Raw genomic sequence first — 21,451 nt, 5'->3', positions numbered from 1 at the left:
CCCGGACGAGTAGCCGGCCCCGAGCCGAGGAGTAGACAATAATGTCCGATCAGGATCGAGCGCAGCGCTTAAGCCGGTTGCGCTATCGCAGCTGGCGCCGGGGCACGCGCGAGATGGACCTGATGCTGGGCCCCTTCGCCGATCGCCATCTGGCCGCGATGAACGAGACCGAACTGGCAGCCTATGAACGGCTCCTCGACGAGAGCGACCCCAATTTGATGATCTGGTTGACCGGGCAAGCCGAACCGCCTCCCGACATGGATACCGATCTGCGCGCCGTCCTGCGCCGGGCGGCCGACGGGATCGAACAAGGCAGCGCCGCCGCTGCCGGACAGCGCAAGACCTATTGATGCCGATTTCATTGGAGCATGCAGGGCTGGTCCCGGTCGGCGGGGCGCCTGAGGGGTTCGACGCCCTCATCATCGCCGATTTGGCCCGACGCGCGCGCAAGGGCGCCGCCAGGCCGGGCGGCGAGCTGCTGCATGTCGCGCGCGACGATGCGCGCATGGCCCGGCTGATCGACGCGCTGCGCTTTGCCGATCCCGAGATCGAGATCGTCGATTTCCCGGCCTGGGACTGCCTGCCCTATGACCGCGTCTCGCCCCATCGCGACATCGTCGGCAGGCGCGTCGATGCGCTGACGCGGCTGCGCCTGCCGCGAGCCGCCGACGCGCCGGCGCGCGTGGTGGTGACGACGGTGGCGGCCCTGCTGCAGCGCCTGCCGCCGCGCAGCAGCTTCGAGGGCCAGACCCTGCGGCTGGAGCCGGGGGCCACGCTGGAGCCCAAGGCCCTGACCGAGTTCCTGGTCGCGCGTGGCTATCTGCGTGCCGAGACGGTCAACGAGGTCGGCGAGTTCGCCGTGCGCGGCGGCATCATCGACCTCTTCCCGCCGGCTTCGCCAGCCCCTCTGCGCGTGGATTTCTTCGGCGACACGATCGAGAGCCTGCGCGCCTTCGATCCCCTGAATCAGCGCAGCCAGGACAAGCTTGCCAGCTTCGAGATCAAGCCGATCGGCGAGGCCCGTCTCGATGCTGCGGCGATCGAACGTTTCCGCACCGGCTTTCGCGCGGCCTTCGGCGGCGTCGCCGGCGACGATCCGCTCTATGAGGCGATCAGCGCCGGGCGCCTCTATGCCGGCATGGAGCATTGGCTGCCGCTGTTCCTGCCCGCGATGGAGACCCTGCCGGATTACCTGCCCGAGGCCCTGATCACACTGGATCACCAGGCCGAGGAGGCGCGCGACGCCCGCCTCGACATGATCCGCGACTTCTACCAGGCGCGCCGGCAGCTCGAGCGCGCCGAGGAAACCGGTGGCGTGCCCTATCGTCCGCTGCCGCCCGATCGCCTCTACATCAATGCCAGCGACTGGGACGATTGGATGGAGAGCCGCCCGGTCGCGGCCTTCACGCCTTTCGCCATGCCGGAGGATGCGGCCGGCTGGCAGGATGCCGGCGGCAAGGCCGGCCGCGATTTCGCCGATGTGCGCACGAGCGCGCCCGCGACGCTGTTCGCCGCCGTGGTCGAGCATCTGGCACAGGCGCGCCTGCCGCGCCGCCATGTGGCGGTCGCCGCCATGAGCGAAGGCAGCCGCGACCGGCTGGAGCATCTGCTGGCCGAGCATGGCCTCGAGAAGCATGAGCGCGTGGCCGATCTCGCCGGCGTTCGCCGCCTGCCGCGCGACCGCGTCGCCTTCGCCGTGCTGGGTCTCGAGCATGGGTTCGAGACCCCGGACCTGGTGGTGCTGGCCGAGCAGGACATCCTCGGCGACCGGCTGGTGCGCCCGACCCAGCGGCGCAAGAAGACCGACCAGTTCCTGACCGAGCTCGCCAATTTCTCGCATGGCGACCTGGTCGTGCATGTCGAGCATGGCGTCGGCCGCTATGAAGGGATCGAGACGCTCGAGATCGGTGGCGCCCCTCATGACTGCCTCAAGGTCATCTATGACGGCGGCGACAAGCTTTATGTGCCGGTCGAGAACATCGACGTGCTGTCGCGCTTCGGCTCCGAGGATCTGCCGGTGCCGCTCGACAAGCTGGGCGGGGCCGGCTGGCAGGCCCGGAAGGCGCGGGTCAAGCAGCGCCTGCGCGAGATCGCGGCCCAGCTCATCAAGACGGCCGCCGCGCGCGCCGTCCATCCGGGCGTGACCCTGTCGCCGCCCGAGGGGCTCTATGACGAGTTCGCGGCCCGCTTCCCCTATGCGGAAACCGAGGACCAGCAGCGCGCGATCGACGAAGTCACGCTCGATCTGGCCTCGGGCCGGCCGATGGACCGCCTGGTCTGCGGCGATGTCGGCTTCGGCAAGACCGAGGTCGCCTTGCGCGCCGCCTTCATCGCCGCCGCCTCGGGCTATCAGGTCGCGGTAGTGACGCCGACGACGCTGCTCTGCCGGCAGCATACCAAGACCTTCACCGAGCGCTTCGCCGGCCTGCCGCTGCGCGTGGCGCAGCTCTCGCGCCTGGTCACGCCCAAGGATGCGAACCAGACCAAGGCCGACATCAAGGCCGGCAAGGTCGATATCGTGGTCGGGACCCATTCGCTCCTGGCCAAGAGCGTCGAGTTCGCCAATCTGGGCCTGATGATCGTCGACGAGGAGCAGCATTTCGGCGTGGCGCAGAAAGAGCGCCTCAAGGAACTGCGCGCCGATGTCCATGTGCTGACTCTGACGGCGACGCCGATCCCGCGCACCTTGCAGCTCGCCCTCTCCGGCGTGCGCGAGATGAGCCTGATCGCGACCCCGCCGGTCGACCGGCTGGCGGTGCGGACCTTCGTGCTGCCCTATGATCCGGTGGTGATCCGCGAGGCCATCCTGCGCGAGCATTTCCGCGGCGGGCAGAGCTTCTATGTGGTGCCGCGGATCGAGGATCTGGACAAGGTCGCCGAGCGGCTGCGCAACCTGGTGCCGGAGATCAAGTTCGTGATGGCGCATGGGCGCATGGCGCCAACCCACCTCGAGAAGGCGATGACGGCCTTCTACGACCGGCAATACGACATGCTGCTCGCGACCAACATCATCGAGAGCGGGCTGGACATCCCGACCGCCAACACGATGGTGATCCACCGCTCCGATATGTTCGGCCTGGCGCAGCTCTATCAGCTGCGCGGCCGCATCGGGCGCTCGAAGCAGCGGGGATATGCCTATCTGACCCTGCCGCCGGGCCGCGTGCTCAACCCGACCGCCGCCAAGCGGCTCCAGGTGATGCAGACGCTCGATACGCTGGGCGCGGGCTTCACGCTCGCCAGCCACGATCTCGATATCCGCGGCGCCGGCAATCTGCTGGGCGACGAGCAGTCCGGCCATATCCGCGAGGTCGGCGTCGAGCTCTATCAGCAGATGCTGGAAGATGCCGTCAAGGAAGCCCGCGGCCAGGCCAAGGCGGCGCAGGAATGGACCCCGCAGATCAGCATCGGCATGCCGGTGCTGATCCCGGAGAACTACGTCGCCGATCTCGGCGTGCGGCTGGGGCTCTATCGCCGCATCGCGACGCTGGTGGACAAGACCGAGATCGACGCCTTCGGCGCCGAGCTCATCGACCGCTTCGGGCCGCTGCCGCCCGAGGTCGAGAATCTCCTGGGCATCATCGCCATCAAGCAGCTCTGCCGCCAGGCGGGGATCGAGAAGGTCGATGCCGGCCCCAAGGGCGTGGTGCTCTCCTTCCGCAACAACCGCTTCGCCAAGCCGGCCGAGCTCATCGCCTTCATCAATCGCAAGCAGGACGAGGTTTCGGTGCGGCCCGACCATAAGCTGGTCTGGCGCCAGGAATGGAAGGATCCGAACCGGCGGGTCCAGGGCGTACAGGGCCTGCTCGCCCATTTGGCCAAGATGGCGGCGTAAGGCGAGGCGGGGAGAGGCGATGTTCTACGAGACCGCGCATTTCGAGGAGAAGAAGGCCGAGCTTGGCCTGGGCCGAAGCCCGTTCAAGGCCCTGGTGGTGCCGCGGCCGATCGGCTGGATCAGCACGGTCAGCCCCGGCGGCGTTCCCAACCTCGCGCCCTTCAGCTTCTTCAATGCCATCTCCGAAGATCCCGACATGGTCATGTTCTGCCCCGGCGGCTCGAAGGCCGACCGGGCGATCAAGGACACGCATTTCAATGTCGAGGCGACCAAGGAATTCGTCTGCAATCTCACGACCTGGGATACGCGCGAGGCGATGAACGCGACCTCGGCCCGGTTGCCGGCCGATACCGACGAGTTCGCCTTCGCCAGGCTGACGCCGGCGCCCTCGCGGCTGGTGAAGCCGCCGCGCGTGGCCGAAGCGCCGGTCCATCTCGAATGCCGCTATTGGAAGACGGTCCCGTTGCCGAGCCGCGATCCGCACGAATCCTATGTGATGATCCTGGGCGAGGTGCTGGGCGTCCATATCGACGATTCCCTCATCCGCGACGGCCGCGTCGATATCGCTTCGGCCAAGCCGATCGCACGGCTGGGCTATTCGGAATATGCCGTGGTCACCGAAGCCTTCCGCATGCGCCGTCCGGAGTGATTCAGTCGAGGAGAGAGGCCATGACTGTCGAGACCAGTGTTGCGCAGCATTACCGTCATGGCTCGCTCGAGCGGGCGATCCTGTTGGCGCTGGAAGCCTCGGGCAAGGATCCGGCCCAGCTGACGCCCGCCGATCTGGCACCGATCGACGAGTTCCATATCGGCGGCCGGCCGGCGACGGTCGAGTTCATGGCGCAGCTTGGTATCGAGCCGGATATGCGCGTGCTCGATATCGGCTGCGGCATCGGCGGCGCCTCGCGCCATGTGGCGCAGACCTATGGCTGCCAGGTCGAGGGCATCGATCTGACCGCGGAGTATGTCGAGGTCGCTGCCCTGCTGGCCAAGCGAGTCGGGCTCTCGGAGAGCGTCTCCTATCGCCAGGCGAGCGCGGTCGATCTGCCGTTCGAGGTGGGCACCTTCGACCGGGCCTATATGCTCCATGTCGGCATGAACATCGCGGACAAGCGCCGCCTGATGGCGGGCGTGGCGCGCGTCCTCAAGCCGGGCGGCGTCTTCGGCATCTATGACGTGATGCGGGAGGCCGACGGCGATCTGGTTTTTCCGCTGCCCTGGGCGTCCGATCCCGCCTTCAGCTTCGTGGACAGCGCCGAGCGATATCGAACCTGTCTGAGCGAAGCCGGGTTTGCGGTCGAGCGTGAGCGCAACCGGCGCGATTTCGCGATCGAGTTCTTCCGTCAGATGCAGGAGAAGGCCGCTGCCGGCGGGCCGCCGCCCTTGGGCCTGCATATCCTGATGGGCGAGACCGCGCCGCAGAAGGTCGCGAACATCCTGGTCAATCTGAAGGCCGGTCGCATCGCTCCCGTCGAGATCGTCGGCCGAAAGCGCGGCTGATCCCAGCGACCCCGTGTCAGAGAAGGAGACAACGGATGAAGGCCTATACCATCACGCAGCTCGAGGTCACCGATCCGGTCCCCTACGAGGCCTATCGCAAGGATGTGCTGGCGACGATCGCGGCGTTCGGCGGGCGTTTCCTGGTGCGGGGCGGGAAGGTGACGAAGCTCGAGGGCGACTGGCCCTTCCCCCGCACGGTCGTGATCGAGTTCCCGTCGCGCGAGGCGGCCGAGGGCTGGTACCACTCCCCGGCCTATCAGAAGATCCTGCCGCTGCGCCTCAAGGCCAGCCGCGGGAATTTCATCATCGTCGACGGCGCCGAGTAGGGTCTGCGGCCGAAACGCACGGAGCAGCGCAAATGAAGGCCTATTGCATCTTTCAGGAAGACATCACCGACCCGGCCGGCTTCGATGCCTACCGCAAGGAGGTCATGCCGACACTGGCGCCCTTCGGCGGCAAGTTCATCGTTCGCGGCGGCAGATTCACGAAGGTCGAAGGCGACATGCCCTATGGCCGCGTCGTCGTGGTCGAGTTCGCGTCACGCGAGGCGGCCGAGGGCTGGTACCATTCGCCGGCCTATCAGAAGCTCGTGCCCCTGCGCCTCAAGGCCAGCCGCGGCAGCCTTATCATCATCGATGGAGCGGAGTAGGGGGCGGCGCGAGAAAATGGGGGGCGAGGATTGAGTAATCTGTTCCCTCCCCCCCTTGAGGGGGCAATTATATACTTGACGGAACACCCTCGAATCCTCATATTGGGTTCAAGGAGATACGTCATGACGAACCTTTCAAACCCGATCTATTCCAATGACGACGCGGCCCGCGCCCATCTGGAGGCCATCCGCTGGCCCGATGGCGCGTTTTGCCCCCATTGCGGCGAGTTGGAGAACGTCCATCGGATGGAAGGCCAGAGCCATGCCCCGGGCCTCCATTATTGCCGCTCATGCCGCAAGAAGTTCTCGGTGACGGTCGGGACCGTTTTCGAGCGCTCCCATATCGCCTTGCACAAGTGGCTGTTGGCGGCCCATCTCATGTCGGCCAGCAAGAAGGGCATCAGCGCCCATCAGCTCCACCGCATGCTCGGCATTACCTACAAGTCCGCGTGGTTCATGGCCCATCGCCTGCGCGAAGCCATGCGCGAGGGCAGGCCATCCGGTCCCCTCGGTGGCGAAGGCAAAACCGTCGAAGCCGACGAGACTTATGTTGGAGGCAAAGAGAAGAACAAGCACAAGAGCAAGCGCAAAGCCGGCAACATCGGCGGCAAGGGCAAGGAGATTGTCTTCTCGCTGGTCGAGCGCGGCGGATCTGTCCGCTCGCACCACGTTCCAGAGGTCAACGCCAAGACCCTGCGCCCGATCCTCGTGGCTCAGATCGACCGCAAGTCGTTCCTGATGACCGACGAAGCGGGCCAGTATTATATCACCCCGGCAAAGAGTTTGCGAAGCACGAGACGGTCAATCACGGCGCTGGCGAGTACGTTCGCGGCGAAGCGCACTCAAACACGGTCGAGAACTACTTCTCGATCCTCAAGCGCGGGATTACCGGAACCTATCACCATGTCAGCCAGCAGCACTTGAAGCGCTATCTGGCCGAGTTTGACTTCCGCTACAACGAGCGCTCTGGCCTCGGTGTCAGCGATGACGAGCGCGTCGTGAAGGCCCTTAAGGGCATCGAAGGCAAGCGCCTCACCTATCGGCGGGCTGACCAAGCCTAAGAGCTGGCATCAGGCATTCAAACAGCACCGCAGGGGCAAGAAGTGGCGCAAGAAGCGTCCCAAGTAACCATCTGGACTCCCGCAACCCCTGCGAGATAATGCCCCTAGTCGCCGTATGCGACCCAACCATGTGGTTGGGCAACCGAGGAAGGCGGCTAGGGGCTTCGCAACCCCTATGTCACCCCTGCGAAGGGTGGCTAAAGGGCGGGTCCGTTTCGGCTGAAAGGAGGTGCGACACCCAATCGCTAGGGTGCCTCTCCCAGCCTGAATCCCGACACGGGTAACCTGTCCGCCGTTGCCCAGGGATCGTAACCCGAAGCAACTAGCGCCCGGCATGGCGCGATACAAATGCCCCATTAACACCGGGGCGCGCCTCGGTTCCATTGGGCTCATGCGCAATGAAAACCGAAGTAAAGGTGGAAGTCTCGATCAATGTAGCAGCCATCGTTCGGTGGCTTGTCTTCTTGATCGTTATGCTGGCGACCTAAACAGTCAGACGGGGGCCTCGTGCCCCCGTTCCATTATTTGGCGGGCTTCTTTGCCTTCTGCTTCGTCTTTGGCTCCGACTTCACCGGCTTATGCGGCTTCGGCGGTGTTTCGAGCATCCGCTTTAGCAACGCATCGCGGCGCTGATCTTCTTCGGTCTTTGCGGGGGGCTTTGCCATGCCTACTTATCCTACTCGGTCCAGACTTCCCACATCGTACAGCACAAACATCGGGCGGGTTGTGTCTCGCTTCGCGCTCCTTGAAACCCGCCTCCGACGCGTCGTCTACATTCTCTTGGCCGTCGATCAAAAACTCGGGCGTCTTGCAGTCCGAGATCCCAGAATTCAAGAGAAATGCCAGATGATCGACGATATTTTGTCGGTCCTAAATCTGAAATCGCCCCTCAATCTCAAGACATTCGGGAATGAATGCAAAAAGATTGAGAACTTTCGAGACGCTGTGGCCCATGGGGTATGGGTAAGACATACCGGCACGAAATATCCAGTTCTTCAGATTACCTCTGGCGCCTTCAGAAACCCGGATTGGCCGCCTGGGCGAAAAGCCAAAATAACCCCGGGCGGCATGGAAATTAGGCCCGAGGATTTCAGGACGTTCCTGCGCGGAATCGAGATAGCCCTTAGCGAAGTCAACCAACTTCGGCGCGATGTGTTGGCCCAGCGGAAAGCATTGCTGAAAAAACAGATCGAACAATGGTCCCATAGTCAGCGGAGGCAATCTCCTCCGCCGACCCGAGATCCCATAAGACGTCTTCGCCCGCAGCGATCATCTCCGGGGTAATCTCAATAGCGCCGGCCTGTCGCGGCTTAGATACTCCCGAGTCCATGTTCCCTCAAGTATATAATTGCCCTTGAGGGGGAGGGTTAGGGAGGGGGAAGCCTCGGTCGGAGCAGCCCCCTCCCTAGCCCTCCCCCGTTCCGGGGGAGGGGACATCGGTCGCATTCAATTATAACTCGCCTGCCGGCGCTCGGTGTCATCCTCGCGGGCGAGGTCGAAGAGCTGGAACAGCGCCTCGGGTTCCTGGGCGCCGGAGAGCGCGAAGCGGCCGTTGAAGATGAAGCAGGGCACGCCATTGATTCCCTGCCGCCGGGCCAGCTGATCCTCCGCCAGCACCATGTCGCGCTCGTCGCCGCTCAACAGGAACCGGCGGGCCTCCTCCTCGGGAAGTCCGGCTGCGCCGCCGATGGCGGTCAGGACGTCGGCATCGCCGGTGTCCAGCCCGTCCTCGAAATAGGCCTGGAACAGCCCGTCCAGCACCGGGCTCTGCAGATCGTATCGATGAGCGAAGCGCAGCAGCCGGTGCGACATCACCGTGTTCGGGGTCCGCTTGATGCGGTCGAAGGCGAAGGCGATGCCTTCGCCGGCCCCGGCGGTTGCCACCGCCTCATGGATGCGCCGGGCCCGCTCGGGCGTGCCGAACTTCGATTCCATGTAGCTGCGCCGATCCATGCCCTCGGCGGGCATGGTCGGGTTCAGCTGGAAGGCCCGCCAGGCGATCGCGATGTCGCTCTGGGGCCGCGTCTTCAGGGCCCGCTCCAGCCGGCGCTTGCCGACATAGCACCAGGGGCAGATGGTGTCGGAGAAGATATCGAGCTGCATCGAGGAACCTCCCCAGACCCTGGGAGAAAATCTAATGGGTTTCGGGCGTTGCCCGACTTGACGTTTGTCCAGTTGGCCTCGACCATAGCGCAAAACAAGATGGCGCGAACAGCCCGAGGGGCATGAGCGCCGGGGCGCTCCAGGGAGACCGAGGCATGGCGACGGGACGCGACGCGGGCAGCGTCTGGGAACAGGATCTGGCGCCGAATCCGGCCAATTATGTGCCGCTGACGCCGCTCTCCTTCCTGCGGCGGGCGGCTTCCGTCCATCCCGACAAGGTCGCGGTCATCCATGGGCGCCGGCGCATCACCTATGCCGAATTCGCCGAGCGCTGCCGGCGGTTCGCCTCGGCGCTCGCGGCCCGGGGTGTCGGCAAGGGCGATACCGTGGCGCTGCTGGCACCCAACATCCCGGCCATGCTCGAGGCCCATTACGCGGTGCCGATGCTGGGCGCCGTGCTCAACAGCATCAATATCCGGCTCGACGCCGACACGGTGGCCTTCATCCTCGATCATGGCGGCGCCAAGGTGCTGATCGCCGATTGCGAATTCGCCGAGGTGACGGAGAAGGCGCTGGCGCAATCCGCCAACAAGCCGCTGCTGGTCGAGATCGACGACAGCGAGGCTGACTATGCCGCGAGCGGCGGCGGCCGGCGGCTCGGCCAACTGGAGTTTGAGGCCTTCCTCGCCGAGGGCGATCCCGGCTTCGAGGGGCGCTGGCCCGACAACGAATGGGACGCGATCGCGCTCAACTACACCTCGGGCACCACCGGCAATCCGAAAGGCGTGGTCTATCACCATCGCGGCGCCTATCTGAATGCGCTGGGCGATATCGTCTCGACGGGGATCGACGCCCACTGCGTCTATCTCTGGACGCTGCCGATGTTCCATTGCAACGGCTGGTGCTTCACCTGGGCCGTGACCGCGGCCTGCGGCACCCATGTCTGCCTGCGCAAGGTCGAGGCGGCGGCGGTTTATCGGCTGATCAAGCAGCATGGCGTGACGATCCTCTGCGGCGCGCCGATCGTGCTCAACCTGCTCGCCAACGCGCCCGACAGCGCCAAGGTCAAGTTCGAGCGCGTGATCGAGGTGGTCACGGGCGGCGCCGCACCGCCCTCGGCCATCATCGAGGCGATGGAGCGCAACGGTTTCCATGTGACGCATCTCTACGGCCTGACCGAGACCTATGGGCCGGCGACGATCTGCGCGCCCCAGGACAGTTGGGACCAGCTCGATCTGGAGGGCCGGGCCCGGGCCATGGCGCGCCAGGGCGTGCCGGACGCGACCCTCGAGGCGATCCTCGTCGCCGATCCCGACACCATGGAGCCGGTGCCCCAGGACGGCATGACCATCGGCGAGCTGATGCTGCGCGGCAACACCGTGATGAAGGGCTATCTGAAGAACGCCAAGGCGACGCAGGAGGCCTTCCGCGGCGGCTGGTTCCATTCCGGCGATCTGGCGGTCTGGCATCCCGACGGCTATGCCGAGATCAAGGACCGGGCCAAGGACATCATCATCTCGGGCGGCGAGAACATCTCGAGCCTCGAGGTGGAGGAGGTGCTCTATCGCCATCCCAAGGTGCTGGAAGCGGCGGTCGTGGCACGGCCCGACGAGAAATGGGGCGAGACGCCCTGTGCCTTCGTCACCTTGCGCGAGGGGGCGGAACCCGACGAGCGCGATATCATCAACTGGTGTCGCAGCCATATGGCGAACTTCAAGATCCCGCGCACGGTGCGCTTCGGCCCCTTGCCCAAGACCTCGACCGGGAAGATCCAGAAATATGTGTTGCGCGAGCGCGCCAAAGAGCTGGGGGGCTGAACGGCCATCATGACGGAATCTCTCGTCGGCATCGCCGCGCGCTTCGATCTCACCGGCCGCACGGCGCTGGTGACCGGCGCATCCTCGGGCCTGGGCTGGCGCTTCGCCGAGGTTCTGGCCGAGGCCGGCGCCAAAGTCGCGATCGCGGCGCGGCGCACCGATCGGCTCGAGGCGCTGGCGGAGGGCATCACGTCGCGCGGTGGCACGGTCCTGCCGATCGCGCTCGACGTCACCCATCCGCCCGGCATCAAGGCCGCGGTCGCCGCGGTCGAGGCCGCGCTCGGGCCGTTGCGCATCCTGGTGAACAATTCCGGCGTGGCGCCGGCGAGTGCCTTCCTCGATCACAGCGAAGAGGATTGGGACCGTACCCTCGACACCAATCTCAAAGGCGCCTTCCTGGTCGCCCAGGAGGTCGCACGGCGCATGGCGGCGAACGGGCAGGGCGGCAGCATCGTCAACATCGCCTCGATGCTGGGGATCGTCGTGGCCAAGGGCTCGGCGGCCTACAGCGCCTCCAAGGCGGGCGTGATCTCGCTCACCAAGACCATGGCACTGGAGCTGGCCAAACATCGCATCCGCGTGAATGCGATCTGTCCGGGTTATTTCGAGACGGAGATGACGGAAAACTATCTGTCGACGCCGCAGGGTCAGGCGGCGATCAAGGCGATCCCGATGCGCCGGGTGGGGAAGGCCGAGGAGCTGGACGGACTCCTGCTCCTGCTGGCGTCCGACGCATCGAGCTTCATGACCGGCAGCTCGGTCCTCGTCGATGGCGGCGAGGTGCTGCAGCAGGCCTAGGACTTCGCATCAACAGGGGGAAGATTTCATGTTTCGTCGTTCGATCGCCGCGGCCGCGCTGATGGCCGTGGTTCTGTTGCCCATGGCTGCCAATGCCGACAGTGCCGCCATCAAGAAGAAGCTGAGCGAGACGCCGGCCACTCTCTGGGACCTGTCGCTCGTTCGCGTGGAATCGGCCCTGTCCAGCTGGGCCGGCGGCGACGGGATCAACACCTTCGTCGGCACCGAGTCCGACAGCATCGTCATGTATGTCTACGAGCCGGCGGGCAAAGCGACCAAAGCCGAATGCAAGAAGCTGATCGACCGGGTGAAGAAGGCCGGCGGCGTCGATCCCAAGACCGGCTACGCCGACAACCCGGCCTCGGACTATGCCGCGCTGCTGAACTTCGCGCAGATCGACCAGTTCTCGGTCGACGAGAGCTATGCCGAGACCGCGGATTCGATGTTCCGGATCGACGCGGTGGCGGGCAGCGGCGAGGGCGCCGTGGCCTGCCGGAGCCCGCTGATCTCGGCCGAGGTCACCTATCCGACGCAATAGACGGCCTATTCGGCAGCCAGCGCTTCCGGCGAGGGCCCAGTCATCAATCCCGATAGATGCGAGCTGCGGGCTTTGAGAAATGCCCAGAGGCGGGCGTCGTAATCGGCAGTGACGGCATCGTGCACGGAAGGACGAGCGCCGAGCGCCTTGCGCCAGGCTGCGAGCTTCGGGCGGCCGTCGAACAGGCCGAGCGCGCAGATCCGATCGAAGACGTTGAAATAGCGGAAGACGGGACCGAAGGCAGCGTCGACCAGGGTGAAGCGTTCGCCGCTGAAATAGGGGCCGTCGGCGAGGACGCCTTCCAGGCGTTGGAACTTCTCGGCGATCGCTTTCGACTTCGTGGCGAAAGCCTCCGCATCGGGCGCGACATAGAAGCCCCAGATGTCGTTCAGCATGGCCGAGCCGAACTCGATCCAGGCCCGATGTTCGGCGCGCGTCAACGGATCTTCGGGGTGGAGCGGATGGGCCTGGGTCTCCTCCAGATATTCCAGGATGACGGCCGATTCGAAGATCGCTCGGTCGCCGACCTGAAGGACGGGCGTCTTGCCCAGCGGCGAGATCGCCAGGAACCAGTCAGGCTTGTGAGCGAGATCGACATAGACCCGCTCGAAGGGAACCGCCTTCTCGGCGAGCGCGATGGCGGCACGCTGCACATAGGGGCAGAGATGGTGGCTGACGAGCGTGAGGCGGCTGGGCGGAATCATGAGGGTTTTCCTGTCGGAGGATCAGGGGTGGCTCAGGCCTCGACCACCGCGCGGACGAGGGCACGGGGGGCGAAGGCGGGCAGGCGGGAGGGGGAAAGGGCCCAGGCACCCTCGCCCAGCAGCGCCTGGACGATGCAGAGGACCGTGAGATAAGCGGGATACTCCCAACCGCCATTGGCGGCGGTAAAGACCCAGCCGTTGCCGGCATGGACCCAGACCGCACCCAACAGGATCGGCGTCATCGCGGCCGCAGCCCAACGGACCTGGACACCCAGGATCAGCATGGCGCCACCGGCGATTTCGGCCGCGAACACGGCATAGGCGAGCCATCCCGGCAGCCCGACCGAGACGAAGAATTGCGCCGTACCGGGCAGGCCGTAGGTCAACCATTTCAGGACGATGCTATGGGTCAGGAACATGATGCCGAGCGCCAGGCGCAGGAGAAGGGTGGCGTAAGGGGCGAGCTTCGGGACAGTCATGACGGCCTCCAGCGGGCTAGTTGGTGTAAACGCAACGATATGGTATAATTGGTGCAAATGCAACAAAATCACGGAAAGTTGAAGGCGATGAAAAAAGTACCGTCGAAAGAAGCGGTTCGCGCCTGGGCCAGGCTGTTGCGGGCGCAGCAACTGCTGTTGCAGAAGGTCGAGCAGGACCTCAAGGCGGCCCACCTGCCGGCGCTCGAATGGTATGACGTGTTGCTGGAGCTCGATCGCGCCGAGAATGGCCGCCTCCGGCATCGCGAGCTTCATCCGCGGCTGTTGCTGGCGAAGTACAATCTTTCGCGGCTGATCGACCGGATGGAAGGCGAGGGGCTGGTGCGCCGTGAGCCGTCGCCCGAGGATGCGCGGGGGGCAGATATCGCCATCACCGAGAAAGGCCGCACCCTGCGTCGGAAGATGTGGCCGGTCTACGAGGCCGCGATCGGCCGCCATTTCGCGAGCCGGCTGAAGGCGGAAGAGATCGAGCGTCTCAGTGGGGCGCTGGAGACCTTGATCGATGCGACGAGTGCAGAAGGGCAGCTATAGGAAATTCAGATGACCGCCGTCGACTATTCAAAGCTCTTCGATATCGATGCTTTGGGCGATGGGGACGAGGAAGAAGCCCAGGAGCTGAAAAAGCTCCATGACGAGGCTGTCCGTTATATCGGTTCGTTCCGATGGAGCGGCGCGATCAAGCGCGTCCTGTTCGGGATGGGGATCGGCGGTGTCGTGGGCGTGTTCCTCTTCGAACTCGAACCGGCAAAGCCCGATGTCGATCCGGTCCTATGGGTCGTCGTGGGCGACCTGCCGCCGGCTTATCTCGTCACCGACGAGGCGCCGGAGCCGGATATCGCGCTCGAGGCCTACATCTCCCAGATGCGCCACTGGGTGGCGGCGGTGAAGGCAGGCGGGGATTTGTCAGACGCGATTCCCGTCAACGCCCCACCGACGCTGGAGAACGCGGCCGATCTCGAGGGCCGCTTGAACATGCTCGAGACGCATATCATTCCCTGGTACCGGCAGGGCCTGAGCGACGACGGCTGAGATGTCGGTTCTTCGCGCCGGGCCCGATTTTACGCGGCTATGATGACCTTCAAGGCGTGGGTGTCCGCCGCGCGGCCGAAGGTGTCGTAGGCATCGAGAATCTTATCGAGCTTGAATCGATGGGTGATCAGGCGGGTCGGGTCGATCTTCTTCGATTGCACGGTCTTCAGCAGCATGGGCGTGGTGACGGTGTCGACCAGCCGCGTCGTGATCGCGATGTTCTGCGACCAGAGCCGCTCGAGGTGGAGATCGACCTTGGAGCCGTGAACGCCGATATTGGCGATGATGCCCCCGGGCGCGACCAGATCCTGGCAGAGCAGGAAGGTGCCGGGGATGCCGACCGCCTCGATCGCCGTATCGACGCCGCGGCCGTCGGTCAGCTTCTTGACGGTTTCGGCCGCCTTTCCGTCCGCGCTGTTGATCGTCCGTGTGGCGCCGAACTGCCGGGCCAGCCCCAGGCGGTTGTCGTCCAGATCGATCATGATGATTTCGGCCGGCGAGTAGAACTGCGCCGTCAGCAGGGTGGCAAGTCCGATCGGCCCCGCGCCGACGATGGCCACCGTCGAGCCGGGCGCGACCTTGCCGTTGAGCACGCCGCATTCGAAGCCCGTGGGGAGGATATCGCTGAGCATCACCAGGGCCTCTTCGTCGGCGCCCTCGGGGATCCGATAGAGGCTGGTGTCGGCATGCGGGGTGCGCACATATTCTGCCTGGGTTCCGTCGATCTCGTTGCCGAGAATCCAGCCGCCCGTGGTGCAGTGCGAATACATCCCGCGCCGGCAATAATCGCACTTGCCGCAGGATGAAATACAGGAAATGAGAACGCGATCGCCGGGGCGAAAGGTGGTGACGCCGGCGCCCACGGTATCGACGATACCGACGCCTTCATGGCCGAGGATCCGCCCGGGCGTGCAGGTCGGGACATCGCCCTTGAGAATATGCAGGTCGGTGCCGCAGATCGTCGTCTTCACGATCTTCACGATCGCGTCGCCCGGCGCCTTGATTTCGGGCTTGGGACAGTCCTCGAGCGCCTTGCGGCCGGGTCCACGGTACACGAGCGCTTTCATCACATTCTCCCTGTGTGTCGGCCGTGAGCGTGAAAGGAGTCGTCACGACATCACCAGGAGAAGTGGGGCGGCGGATCCATATAACAACAAGGGCCGGTGCCGCACCCGGAAGGTTAGGGTCGGAGCATCCTGTCCGATACAGCCCAGGGGCAGGCGGCAGCGTCGATCCTGACGGCTTTCTACGCCAGATCCCGTGGGATCTTCCGTTCCCAGCGCTTGTTGAAGACCGGCTTGTCGCCTTCGAAGCCGTCGAGCTCGATGGTGACGTGGAAGTTCTTTGCGTCGGCCGTGAAGGAGCTGCGGCCTTTGGTGCGGGTGTGCCAGTCGCTGCGCCCGAGCGAGGCGACCCAGGCATAGTCGGCCCGCGCGCTGAGGGGATCGTCGCCCCTGATGCGATAGCGCTCGGTCAGATGCGCGCCGGTCTCGAGCCCGATCGCCTCGAGCCGGTAGACGCCCTCGTCCTTGTCGACCGCATAGGTCGCCTCGTCCTGCGCGGGGTCGTAGCTCAGATTCAATCGCGCGTCATGCTTGCGGATCCAGGCGACGGGGCCGGGCATGGCGCCCTCGGCCGGCGCAAACTCCGGCAGCTGGTTGTCCTCGGCCCGGCGCGGGCGCGCGGGCAGGGCGAGCCGGCTGCTGCCGGTATGGACCGTGATGGTCGCGGCCTCGGCCTGCGGCCAGATGGTGGGCCAATAGGCCGTGGAGATCGCCACGCGCAGGCGATGGCCGGAGAGGAAGCGGTAGCCGACATCGTTGAGCTGGACGCGGACGCGATAGCGCTGGCCCGGCGTGAGCGCGGTGGGATTCACATGGCTGTCGCGGTGCGAGAGATTGAGCACGCCATAGCTGACGCGCAAAGAGGAGCCGTTGGCATCGACGGCGCAGAGCCGCACCGCGATCTGGGTCTGCGGCTTGTCGGAAGAGAGCTCCAGCTCCAGCGCCGGCGCGCCGACGATGTCGAAGGCAGCCGGCAGCGGCTCGGTGTCGAAGCAGAGCGAGCGCGCATCGTCCTCGCGCTGGTCGAAGGCGATATCGACGCCATTGCCATAGGGGCACCAGAAGCCCGCGGCCGAGCCGACATATTGCGGCGAGCGGTGCAGCAGCGCGCGCTCGGGCGCCGGTTTCGCGCCGAGGCCGTTCTCGTTCAGATGCAGGATGCGAGTCTCGGTATGGGGCGAGGGCCAGCTCGGCTCGCCGATCCAACGGCCGGGCCACTCCTCCTGATAGGCACGCGGCACCACGCGGTCCATGACCCAGACGCGATAGCGCGGGCCTTCCATGGCGCCGCGATCGATGCCCTTGAGCCACTGGTCCCACCAGGCCAGGCATTCCTGGAGGAAACCGATCGCGGGCAAGGGTCGCGCATTGTGCGGCCAGGTATGGGCCCAGGGCCCGACCAGGCCCTTGCAGGGAACCTTGAGATTGGCGAGGAGCCGTGGCACCGCGTTGCTGTAGGCATCGATCCAGCCGCCGACCGCGAAGACCGGACATTCGATGTCGGCATAATTCTCGCAGACCGAGCCCTGCTGCCAGAAGGCGTCGCGGCGCGGATGCTCCATCCAGTTGACGGCGAGGAGCGGCATGTTTTCGAGCCGGTCGAGCCACATCGAGCGCCAGCGCTCGCCCACGATCGCCGGGTCCGGCGGCGGCGAGGCATAGCAGGTCATGGCCGAGGCCCAGGTCGAATTGTCGCTCAGCAGGCAACCGCCCATGTAATGGACGTCGTCGGCATAGCGGTCGTCGGTGAAGCAGGCCGGGATGATGGCTTTGAGCTCGGGCGGGCGGCGTGCCGCGATCTGGAGCGCGTTGAAGCCGCCCCAGGAGATGCCCATCATGCCGATCTTGCCGGTGCACCAGGGCTGGCTTGCGATCCAGCGCAGCGCTTCCAGCGCGTCGTCCTGCTCCTGCTTGATATATTCGTCGACGAAGCGTCCGTCTGACTCACCCGTGCCGCGGATGTCGATGCGCAGCACGGCGTAGCCCTGGCGTGCGAACCAGGGATGCATGATCTCGTCGCGCGGCGCTGTGCCGTCGCGCTTGCGGTACGGGAGATATTCGACGATCGCCGGGACCGGCGTGGTCTCGACGTCGGCCGGCAGCCAGACGCGGGCCGCGAGCCGCACCCCGTCCGACATCGGGATCCAGAGATTCTCGATTTCGCGGACTTCGCGCGGGGTGACGTCGATGTAGCGCATGAGATTCCAGATCTTCGAGGGCAAAGGTGCCCCTGTCTGGCTCAGCGCGGCGGTTCCGTCAACAGGCGGCGAAGACAGCCCGGAAATGCCCTGGGCTCGGGGGGCTTCTTGGGGGTCTACTCCGGCAGCAGCCGCACCAGCCCATGCTTCGCCAGCCAGGCCAGCCCGCGGCGCAGGCTGTCCTGCCGTTCGGCTGGCGCCAGCGCCGCGAGATCGTCGGCGCTGGCGGTTTTGGCCGTCGCCAGATGGGCCAGCACTGCCATGCAGTCGTTCCGGTCGGGGAAGATGCTGGACGCATACGAACTCGCGGGCTGGCGCCGCATCGCGTCGAGACGCTTCACATCCGCGCCGGCGACCGCGGCGACCTTCGTATCGGGCGCCAGCTGGTTGGTCGGGTAATGCGCGAAGGCGTCGAACGGATCGAGACGCGCGGGCCAGGCCGGGCCCTTGCCGCGCGGTGCCGACTCCTTCGCATTCTTGCGGATCCGGTCGAGCTCGCCCCAGAGCTGCTGATACTGGCCGATCACGACCTTCCAGTCGAAGACCTCGCGCGCGCGCTGGCGCGCCTGGCTGCCCAGTTTCTCGCGCAGGTCGCCATTCTTGGCGAGCCGCACCAGCGCCTCGGCGGCATCCTGCGGATCGACCGAGACGAACTGGCAGGCATTGCCGCAATAGCGGTCATAGCTGTCGGCGCCGGAGGTCTGGCGATAGATCAGATCCTCGCCCAGCGGGGCCGGGGGCTGCCAGGTGCGGACGCGGAATCCGTCCTCGCCGTCGCGCACCGTGTCCATATAACCGTCCCAGTCGCTGACGAGGCAGGGCAGCCCCGCCGCCATGGCCTCGATCGGCGTCAGGCCGAAGGTCTCCTGGATGTTGTCGGAGAAGGAGACGAACACGTCGGCCGCAGCCCAGATCTCGTTGCGGACATCCTTCTTGCGGCCATCGAGAAAGATCGCATTGACCGAGGGGCAGAATTCGCGCGCCCCGCTGCGGAAGGCCTGCTCGATCGCGTCGTTCGCGAACCAGCCGGCCTGGATCAGATGCACCTTGCCCTTGATTGCCTTGGCCGCGGCCTCGGCCGCGAGATACATCGGCAGCGGATGGGCCTTGGCGTGGAAGGAGAGCCGGCCCATGAACAGCAGCACCAGGTCGCGCTCGTCGATATGCAGCCGGTCGCGCCAGGTCCTGCGCACCCCGCCGCCGAGCTTGAAGGCGTCGCAATCGACGCCGAGCGGGATCACCGGCAGCTCGGGCAGGGTCGGCTTGCCGGTCGCGCCGAGACGGTCGCGGAAGAATTCCATCTGCGCATCGACCACGCGGTCGACGGTCTTGCGCACCGAGACCGAGCTGCAGATCAGCGCATCCCAGCGCTGCACCGGCCCCGTGACCAGGCCCGCGATCGAATCCATCGCGCCGAAGGAGGCGGTGGTGTGGGTGATGCCGGAGATCGAGAAATCGCGCTGGTTGCATTTGGAGCGGCGCATCCAGGCATGGTCGGCGATGCCGGGCCCCGGCAGGAACAGCGAGCCCGGCTCCTTCAGCATTTCGAGCCGCGAATAGACCGCGACCGACACGGGCGTCCCCGGCTTCAACTGGTGCAGGGTCTCGGAGAAATGGCGGCCGTCGTTTTCGGTCGGGACCAGGCCCCAGAAACGCTCGACGCCGGCATGGCGGGCGAAGCCCTTCAGGAAACCTTCGCCGGCCGCATGGCGCCCCATCAGCTTTGGCCGCGAGGTGTCGTAGCCCTCGGCCGCGAACATGATCGCGGCGTTGGGCCGCCGCTTGTCGGCGGCGTCCAGGGTCTCCGTCTCGGTGGCGCGTGCCGTCATCGGGCCGGGCTCCTCCATGGCGATCTCCTCGACCGGTCAGCGGACCGGCGCCGGTTGGCCTTGTGCGGGAATTCATCAATCATTGCAGGCATTTGATGCGGAACCGTAAAGGAACATCGTAAAGAGCGCGAACGCGGCGGCCCCGACAATCGAGCCATTGCCGTGCGAAATCAAGGGATTGTGGGGCGTGGAGGGTTTGTCATCTCCCCCCTTGCGGGGGAGGTCGCGAGCGAGAGCGAGCGGGAGGGGGACGGCGAGATGTCGAAACCGAGTTCGCCCCCTTCCTAGCCTTCCCCCGCGAGGGGGAAGGGACAGGATCGCGCGAACGCGGCAGCAGTTGCCGGTTTCCTGGGTTGGTTTTGCCGTGCGGAACCGGTCCTCCGGGTCGCACCCGCGCTCTCTTCCCAGGCGCGCCGCAGCTCTAACGCATCGGATTTACTGGCTGAATTTGGCGCCATCTTTGCGTGCCGATGGCGTGGGCCGATCGGTGCCCCGGCGCGGCTTCGCGTGCCGGGACGGGACGCCGGCTGGCCCGGCCTGACTGCGGAAAATCAGAAGAAGAAGGAGAATCCACCATGATTTCCGGAGTGGGTGGCGCGTCAGCGATCGACGCGACCACGCTGAACAAGATGTTCTCGCGGCTGGATACAAACCAGGACGGTGTCGTGAGCCAGGCGGAGTTCGATGCTGGCTCTCCCTCGCCGTCGGCGGCCGCCAAGGCGGACCAGATGTTCAAAGCCTTCGATACCGATGGCGATGGACAGATGACCCAATCCGAATTGGCGACCGGCTTCGAGAAGATGAGCTCTGCGATGAAGAGCGTGTTGTTGGGATCCCAGGACGTCTCCGGTTCCGGAGCGTCCGCCGCCGATTCCGCATCAAGCATCACGCAGCAGCTGCTCGACACGCTGACCTCCTCCGACAATTCGTCGAAGTCCGGGTTGGACGCGTCGACCCAGCAGAGCCTGCTGTCGGCGCTGCTGGGCCTGCAGGAGAACGGATCGCAGGCCGCCTGATCCAGGCTGCCGTCGATTCCGGAGCCCCACCGCGGCGATCGGCTCGCGGTGGGGCCGCCGGGCCACCTGCCACCGGCCTCGACCATGATCAATTTGTGCCAGCGGCAGGCAGAGCCTCCGGACCTTGTGAGAGCCCGGCCCCAGGCGATAGCCTTCGAACGGGTGATGGGGAACCGGAGAGCAGGCCATGCGGATCGATCGGCGAGTCTGGTTGCGCGCGATGCTCGCGGCGATCGCGCTGGGCGGTCTCACGCGACGGCTGGCCGCACAGGACGCGGTCGGCGAGGTGGTGCGGCTCCAGGGTCATGTCGCCAAGACCCGGGGCAGCGGCGAGACGGCACTGGGCCTGGGGGACAAGGTCGCCCTGGGCGACAGCATCGTCACCGGCGAGAACGGCAAGGTCGATTTGCGTTTCGCCGACGGCTCGCTGCTGACGGTCGGGCCCTCGAGCCGGGTCGAGGTCGCGCGCTTTGCGCCGAAGGCAGGCGGCGGGGGCGAGGCGCTGCTGTCGCTTCTCAGCGGCATCATCAAGCTGATCGTCAATGACGGCACGCGTTGGGGCCGCTTCGCGGTTCAGACCGAAACGGCGGTCGCGGCGGTCCGCGGCACCGAATGGCTGGTCGAAGCGGGCAAGGATACGAGCGCGGTCCTGGTCTTGAGCGGGACCGTCGAGGTCGCGGGCCGCGCCGCCGGCCCGGTCTTCAAGCTGGGCCCCGGCCAGGGCACCGACATCAAAGCCGGCGCCGCGCCCACGCCGCCCAAGATCTGGGGTGCGGCCCGGCGCCAGAAGGCCCTCGCGCGCGTGACCTGGTGAGC

General features: G+C 65.8%; 21 protein-coding genes and 1 pseudogene. 14 read left to right on the top strand and 8 right to left on the bottom strand.

Going from position 1 to position 21,451, the window contains the following annotated elements; translation table 11 throughout:
* Positions 1–41: 41 nt before the first annotated feature.
* The 7 genes and pseudogenes from FRZ44_RS12985 to FRZ44_RS12955 all read left to right on the top strand — a co-directional run bounded on the left by FRZ44_RS12985 (position 42) and on the right by FRZ44_RS12955 (position 7,042).
* On the top strand, positions 42–350 hold the full coding sequence (locus FRZ44_RS12985; protein ID WP_151177593.1) for a succinate dehydrogenase assembly factor 2: 309 nt from the start codon (positions 42–44) through the stop codon (positions 348–350).
* Positions 350–3,832: a transcription-repair coupling factor gene (gene mfd, locus FRZ44_RS12980; RefSeq protein ID WP_151177592.1), complete on the top strand. Its 3,483-nt coding sequence runs from the start codon at positions 350–352 to the stop codon at positions 3,830–3,832. Before FRZ44_RS12985 ends, mfd begins: the two co-directional genes overlap by 1 nt.
* A gap of 19 nt (positions 3,833–3,851) precedes the next feature.
* The gene (locus FRZ44_RS12975; RefSeq protein WP_151177591.1) at positions 3,852–4,481 is read left to right on the top strand and encodes a flavin reductase family protein; all 630 of its coding nucleotides are present in this window, start codon (positions 3,852–3,854) and stop codon (positions 4,479–4,481) included.
* 20 nt (positions 4,482–4,501) lie between these two features.
* Entirely contained in the window at positions 4,502–5,332 is an 831-nt protein-coding gene (locus FRZ44_RS12970; RefSeq protein WP_151177590.1) for a class I SAM-dependent methyltransferase, read from the top strand.
* Between the two features lie 35 nt (positions 5,333–5,367).
* Positions 5,368–5,658, top strand: a complete 291-nt coding sequence (locus FRZ44_RS12965; RefSeq protein WP_151177589.1) for a DUF1330 domain-containing protein — start codon at positions 5,368–5,370, stop codon at positions 5,656–5,658.
* A gap of 32 nt (positions 5,659–5,690) precedes the next feature.
* A complete protein-coding gene (locus tag FRZ44_RS12960; protein ID WP_151177588.1) occupies positions 5,691–5,981 on the top strand; it encodes a DUF1330 domain-containing protein in 291 nt (96 codons plus the stop codon).
* Between the two features lie 123 nt (positions 5,982–6,104).
* Positions 6,105–7,042, top strand: a pseudogene (locus tag FRZ44_RS12955) (IS1595 family transposase).
* Positions 7,043–7,563: 521 nt separating this feature from the next.
* Here FRZ44_RS12955 and FRZ44_RS27030 read toward each other — a convergent pair.
* The 3 genes from FRZ44_RS27030 to FRZ44_RS12945 form a co-directional block, all read right to left on the bottom strand.
* Positions 7,564–7,707 carry a hypothetical protein gene (locus tag FRZ44_RS27030; protein ID WP_191908567.1) on the bottom strand — a complete coding sequence of 48 codons (144 nt, stop codon included), beginning with the start codon at positions 7,705–7,707 and terminating at the stop codon, positions 7,564–7,566.
* 205 nt (positions 7,708–7,912) lie between these two features.
* Positions 7,913–8,263, bottom strand: coding sequence for a hypothetical protein (locus FRZ44_RS12950; protein WP_151177587.1), 351 nt, complete (start codon positions 8,261–8,263; stop codon positions 7,913–7,915).
* A 225-nt stretch (positions 8,264–8,488) separates the two neighbouring features.
* On the bottom strand, positions 8,489–9,145 hold the full coding sequence (locus tag FRZ44_RS12945) for a DsbA family oxidoreductase (RefSeq protein ID WP_151177586.1): 657 nt from the start codon (positions 9,143–9,145) through the stop codon (positions 8,489–8,491).
* Between the two features lie 155 nt (positions 9,146–9,300).
* Here FRZ44_RS12945 and FRZ44_RS12940 point away from each other — a divergent pair, with 155 nt between their 5' ends.
* From FRZ44_RS12940 to FRZ44_RS12930, 3 genes are read left to right on the top strand one after another with little or no spacing between them, the layout of a single operon-like run.
* Positions 9,301–10,962 carry an acyl-CoA synthetase gene (locus FRZ44_RS12940; RefSeq protein ID WP_151177585.1) on the top strand — a complete coding sequence of 554 codons (1,662 nt, stop codon included), beginning with the start codon at positions 9,301–9,303 and terminating at the stop codon, positions 10,960–10,962.
* A 9-nt stretch (positions 10,963–10,971) separates the two neighbouring features.
* The gene (locus FRZ44_RS12935; protein WP_151177584.1) at positions 10,972–11,760 is read left to right on the top strand and encodes an SDR family NAD(P)-dependent oxidoreductase; all 789 of its coding nucleotides are present in this window, start codon (positions 10,972–10,974) and stop codon (positions 11,758–11,760) included.
* A 28-nt stretch (positions 11,761–11,788) separates the two neighbouring features.
* Complete coding sequence (locus FRZ44_RS12930) at positions 11,789–12,298, top strand: hypothetical protein (protein ID WP_151177583.1); 510 nt, start codon at positions 11,789–11,791, stop codon at positions 12,296–12,298.
* Between the two features lie 5 nt (positions 12,299–12,303).
* Here FRZ44_RS12930 and FRZ44_RS12925 read toward each other — a convergent pair whose 3' ends face one another.
* Both FRZ44_RS12925 and FRZ44_RS12920 read right to left on the bottom strand, forming a co-directional pair.
* Positions 12,304–13,002 (bottom strand): glutathione S-transferase family protein, encoded by a 699-nt coding sequence (locus tag FRZ44_RS12925; RefSeq protein ID WP_151177582.1) that lies wholly within the window; start codon positions 13,000–13,002, stop codon positions 12,304–12,306.
* 32 nt (positions 13,003–13,034) lie between these two features.
* Positions 13,035–13,481 (bottom strand): DoxX family protein, encoded by a 447-nt coding sequence (locus FRZ44_RS12920; protein ID WP_151177581.1) that lies wholly within the window; start codon positions 13,479–13,481, stop codon positions 13,035–13,037.
* A gap of 87 nt (positions 13,482–13,568) precedes the next feature.
* Here FRZ44_RS12920 and FRZ44_RS12915 point away from each other — a divergent pair, with 87 nt between their 5' ends.
* On the top strand, positions 13,569–14,030 hold the full coding sequence (locus tag FRZ44_RS12915; protein ID WP_151177580.1) for a MarR family winged helix-turn-helix transcriptional regulator: 462 nt from the start codon (positions 13,569–13,571) through the stop codon (positions 14,028–14,030).
* Between the two features lie 9 nt (positions 14,031–14,039).
* A complete protein-coding gene (locus FRZ44_RS12910; RefSeq protein WP_151177579.1) occupies positions 14,040–14,528 on the top strand; it encodes a hypothetical protein in 489 nt (162 codons plus the stop codon).
* Between the two features lie 29 nt (positions 14,529–14,557).
* Here FRZ44_RS12910 and FRZ44_RS12905 read toward each other — a convergent pair whose 3' ends face one another.
* From FRZ44_RS12905 to FRZ44_RS12895, 3 genes are all read right to left on the bottom strand, one after another.
* The gene (locus FRZ44_RS12905; RefSeq protein WP_151177578.1) at positions 14,558–15,595 is read right to left on the bottom strand and encodes a zinc-dependent alcohol dehydrogenase family protein; all 1,038 of its coding nucleotides are present in this window, start codon (positions 15,593–15,595) and stop codon (positions 14,558–14,560) included.
* Between the two features lie 179 nt (positions 15,596–15,774).
* Positions 15,775–17,790, bottom strand: coding sequence for a CocE/NonD family hydrolase (locus FRZ44_RS12900; protein ID WP_151177577.1), 2,016 nt, complete (start codon positions 17,788–17,790; stop codon positions 15,775–15,777).
* A gap of 116 nt (positions 17,791–17,906) precedes the next feature.
* Positions 17,907–19,637, bottom strand: a complete 1,731-nt coding sequence (locus FRZ44_RS12895; protein ID WP_225308669.1) for a glycosyltransferase family 4 protein — start codon at positions 19,635–19,637, stop codon at positions 17,907–17,909.
* 557 nt (positions 19,638–20,194) lie between these two features.
* Here FRZ44_RS12895 and FRZ44_RS12890 point away from each other — a divergent pair.
* On the top strand, positions 20,195–20,635 hold the full coding sequence (locus FRZ44_RS12890) for an EF-hand domain-containing protein (protein WP_191908566.1): 441 nt from the start codon (positions 20,195–20,197) through the stop codon (positions 20,633–20,635).
* 187 nt (positions 20,636–20,822) lie between these two features.
* Positions 20,823–21,449 (top strand): FecR family protein, encoded by a 627-nt coding sequence (locus FRZ44_RS12885; RefSeq protein ID WP_151177575.1) that lies wholly within the window; start codon positions 20,823–20,825, stop codon positions 21,447–21,449.
* Positions 21,450–21,451: the final 2 nt, after the last annotated feature.

The sequence above is a fragment of the Hypericibacter terrae genome (genome assembly GCF_008728855.1).
In the GTDB taxonomy this organism is placed as follows: Bacteria; Pseudomonadota; Alphaproteobacteria; order Dongiales; family Dongiaceae; genus Hypericibacter; species Hypericibacter terrae.
Note: the sequence above shows the minus strand (reverse complement) of the source record. Positions and strands in the feature narration are given on the sequence as shown.

What these genes read in the sequence shown, in the direction of transcription:
- FRZ44_RS12985 (WP_151177593.1), top strand. Translation starts at nt 42, where the DNA reads ATGTCCGATCAGGATCGAGCGCAGCGCTTAAGCCGGTTGCGCTATCGC.
- mfd (WP_151177592.1), top strand. Translation starts at nt 350, where the DNA reads ATGCCGATTTCATTGGAGCATGCAGGGCTGGTCCCGGTCGGCGGGGCG.
- FRZ44_RS12975 (WP_151177591.1), top strand. Translation starts at nt 3,852, where the DNA reads ATGTTCTACGAGACCGCGCATTTCGAGGAGAAGAAGGCCGAGCTTGGC.
- FRZ44_RS12970 (WP_151177590.1), top strand. Translation starts at nt 4,502, where the DNA reads ATGACTGTCGAGACCAGTGTTGCGCAGCATTACCGTCATGGCTCGCTC.
- FRZ44_RS12965 (WP_151177589.1), top strand. Translation starts at nt 5,368, where the DNA reads ATGAAGGCCTATACCATCACGCAGCTCGAGGTCACCGATCCGGTCCCC.
- FRZ44_RS12960 (WP_151177588.1), top strand. Translation starts at nt 5,691, where the DNA reads ATGAAGGCCTATTGCATCTTTCAGGAAGACATCACCGACCCGGCCGGC.
- FRZ44_RS27030 (WP_191908567.1), bottom strand. Translation starts at nt 7,707, where the DNA reads ATGGCAAAGCCCCCCGCAAAGACCGAAGAAGATCAGCGCCGCGATGCG.
- FRZ44_RS12945 (WP_151177586.1), bottom strand. Translation starts at nt 9,145, where the DNA reads ATGCAGCTCGATATCTTCTCCGACACCATCTGCCCCTGGTGCTATGTC.
- FRZ44_RS12940 (WP_151177585.1), top strand. Translation starts at nt 9,301, where the DNA reads ATGGCGACGGGACGCGACGCGGGCAGCGTCTGGGAACAGGATCTGGCG.
- FRZ44_RS12935 (WP_151177584.1), top strand. Translation starts at nt 10,972, where the DNA reads ATGACGGAATCTCTCGTCGGCATCGCCGCGCGCTTCGATCTCACCGGC.
- FRZ44_RS12930 (WP_151177583.1), top strand. Translation starts at nt 11,789, where the DNA reads ATGTTTCGTCGTTCGATCGCCGCGGCCGCGCTGATGGCCGTGGTTCTG.
- FRZ44_RS12925 (WP_151177582.1), bottom strand. Translation starts at nt 13,002, where the DNA reads ATGATTCCGCCCAGCCGCCTCACGCTCGTCAGCCACCATCTCTGCCCC.
- FRZ44_RS12920 (WP_151177581.1), bottom strand. Translation starts at nt 13,481, where the DNA reads ATGACTGTCCCGAAGCTCGCCCCTTACGCCACCCTTCTCCTGCGCCTG.
- FRZ44_RS12915 (WP_151177580.1), top strand. Translation starts at nt 13,569, where the DNA reads ATGAAAAAAGTACCGTCGAAAGAAGCGGTTCGCGCCTGGGCCAGGCTG.
- FRZ44_RS12910 (WP_151177579.1), top strand. Translation starts at nt 14,040, where the DNA reads ATGACCGCCGTCGACTATTCAAAGCTCTTCGATATCGATGCTTTGGGC.
- FRZ44_RS12905 (WP_151177578.1), bottom strand. Translation starts at nt 15,595, where the DNA reads ATGAAAGCGCTCGTGTACCGTGGACCCGGCCGCAAGGCGCTCGAGGAC.
- FRZ44_RS12900 (WP_151177577.1), bottom strand. Translation starts at nt 17,790, where the DNA reads ATGCGCTACATCGACGTCACCCCGCGCGAAGTCCGCGAAATCGAGAAT.
- FRZ44_RS12895 (WP_225308669.1), bottom strand. Translation starts at nt 19,637, where the DNA reads ATGGAGGAGCCCGGCCCGATGACGGCACGCGCCACCGAGACGGAGACC.
- FRZ44_RS12890 (WP_191908566.1), top strand. Translation starts at nt 20,195, where the DNA reads ATGATTTCCGGAGTGGGTGGCGCGTCAGCGATCGACGCGACCACGCTG.
- FRZ44_RS12885 (WP_151177575.1), top strand. Translation starts at nt 20,823, where the DNA reads ATGCGGATCGATCGGCGAGTCTGGTTGCGCGCGATGCTCGCGGCGATC.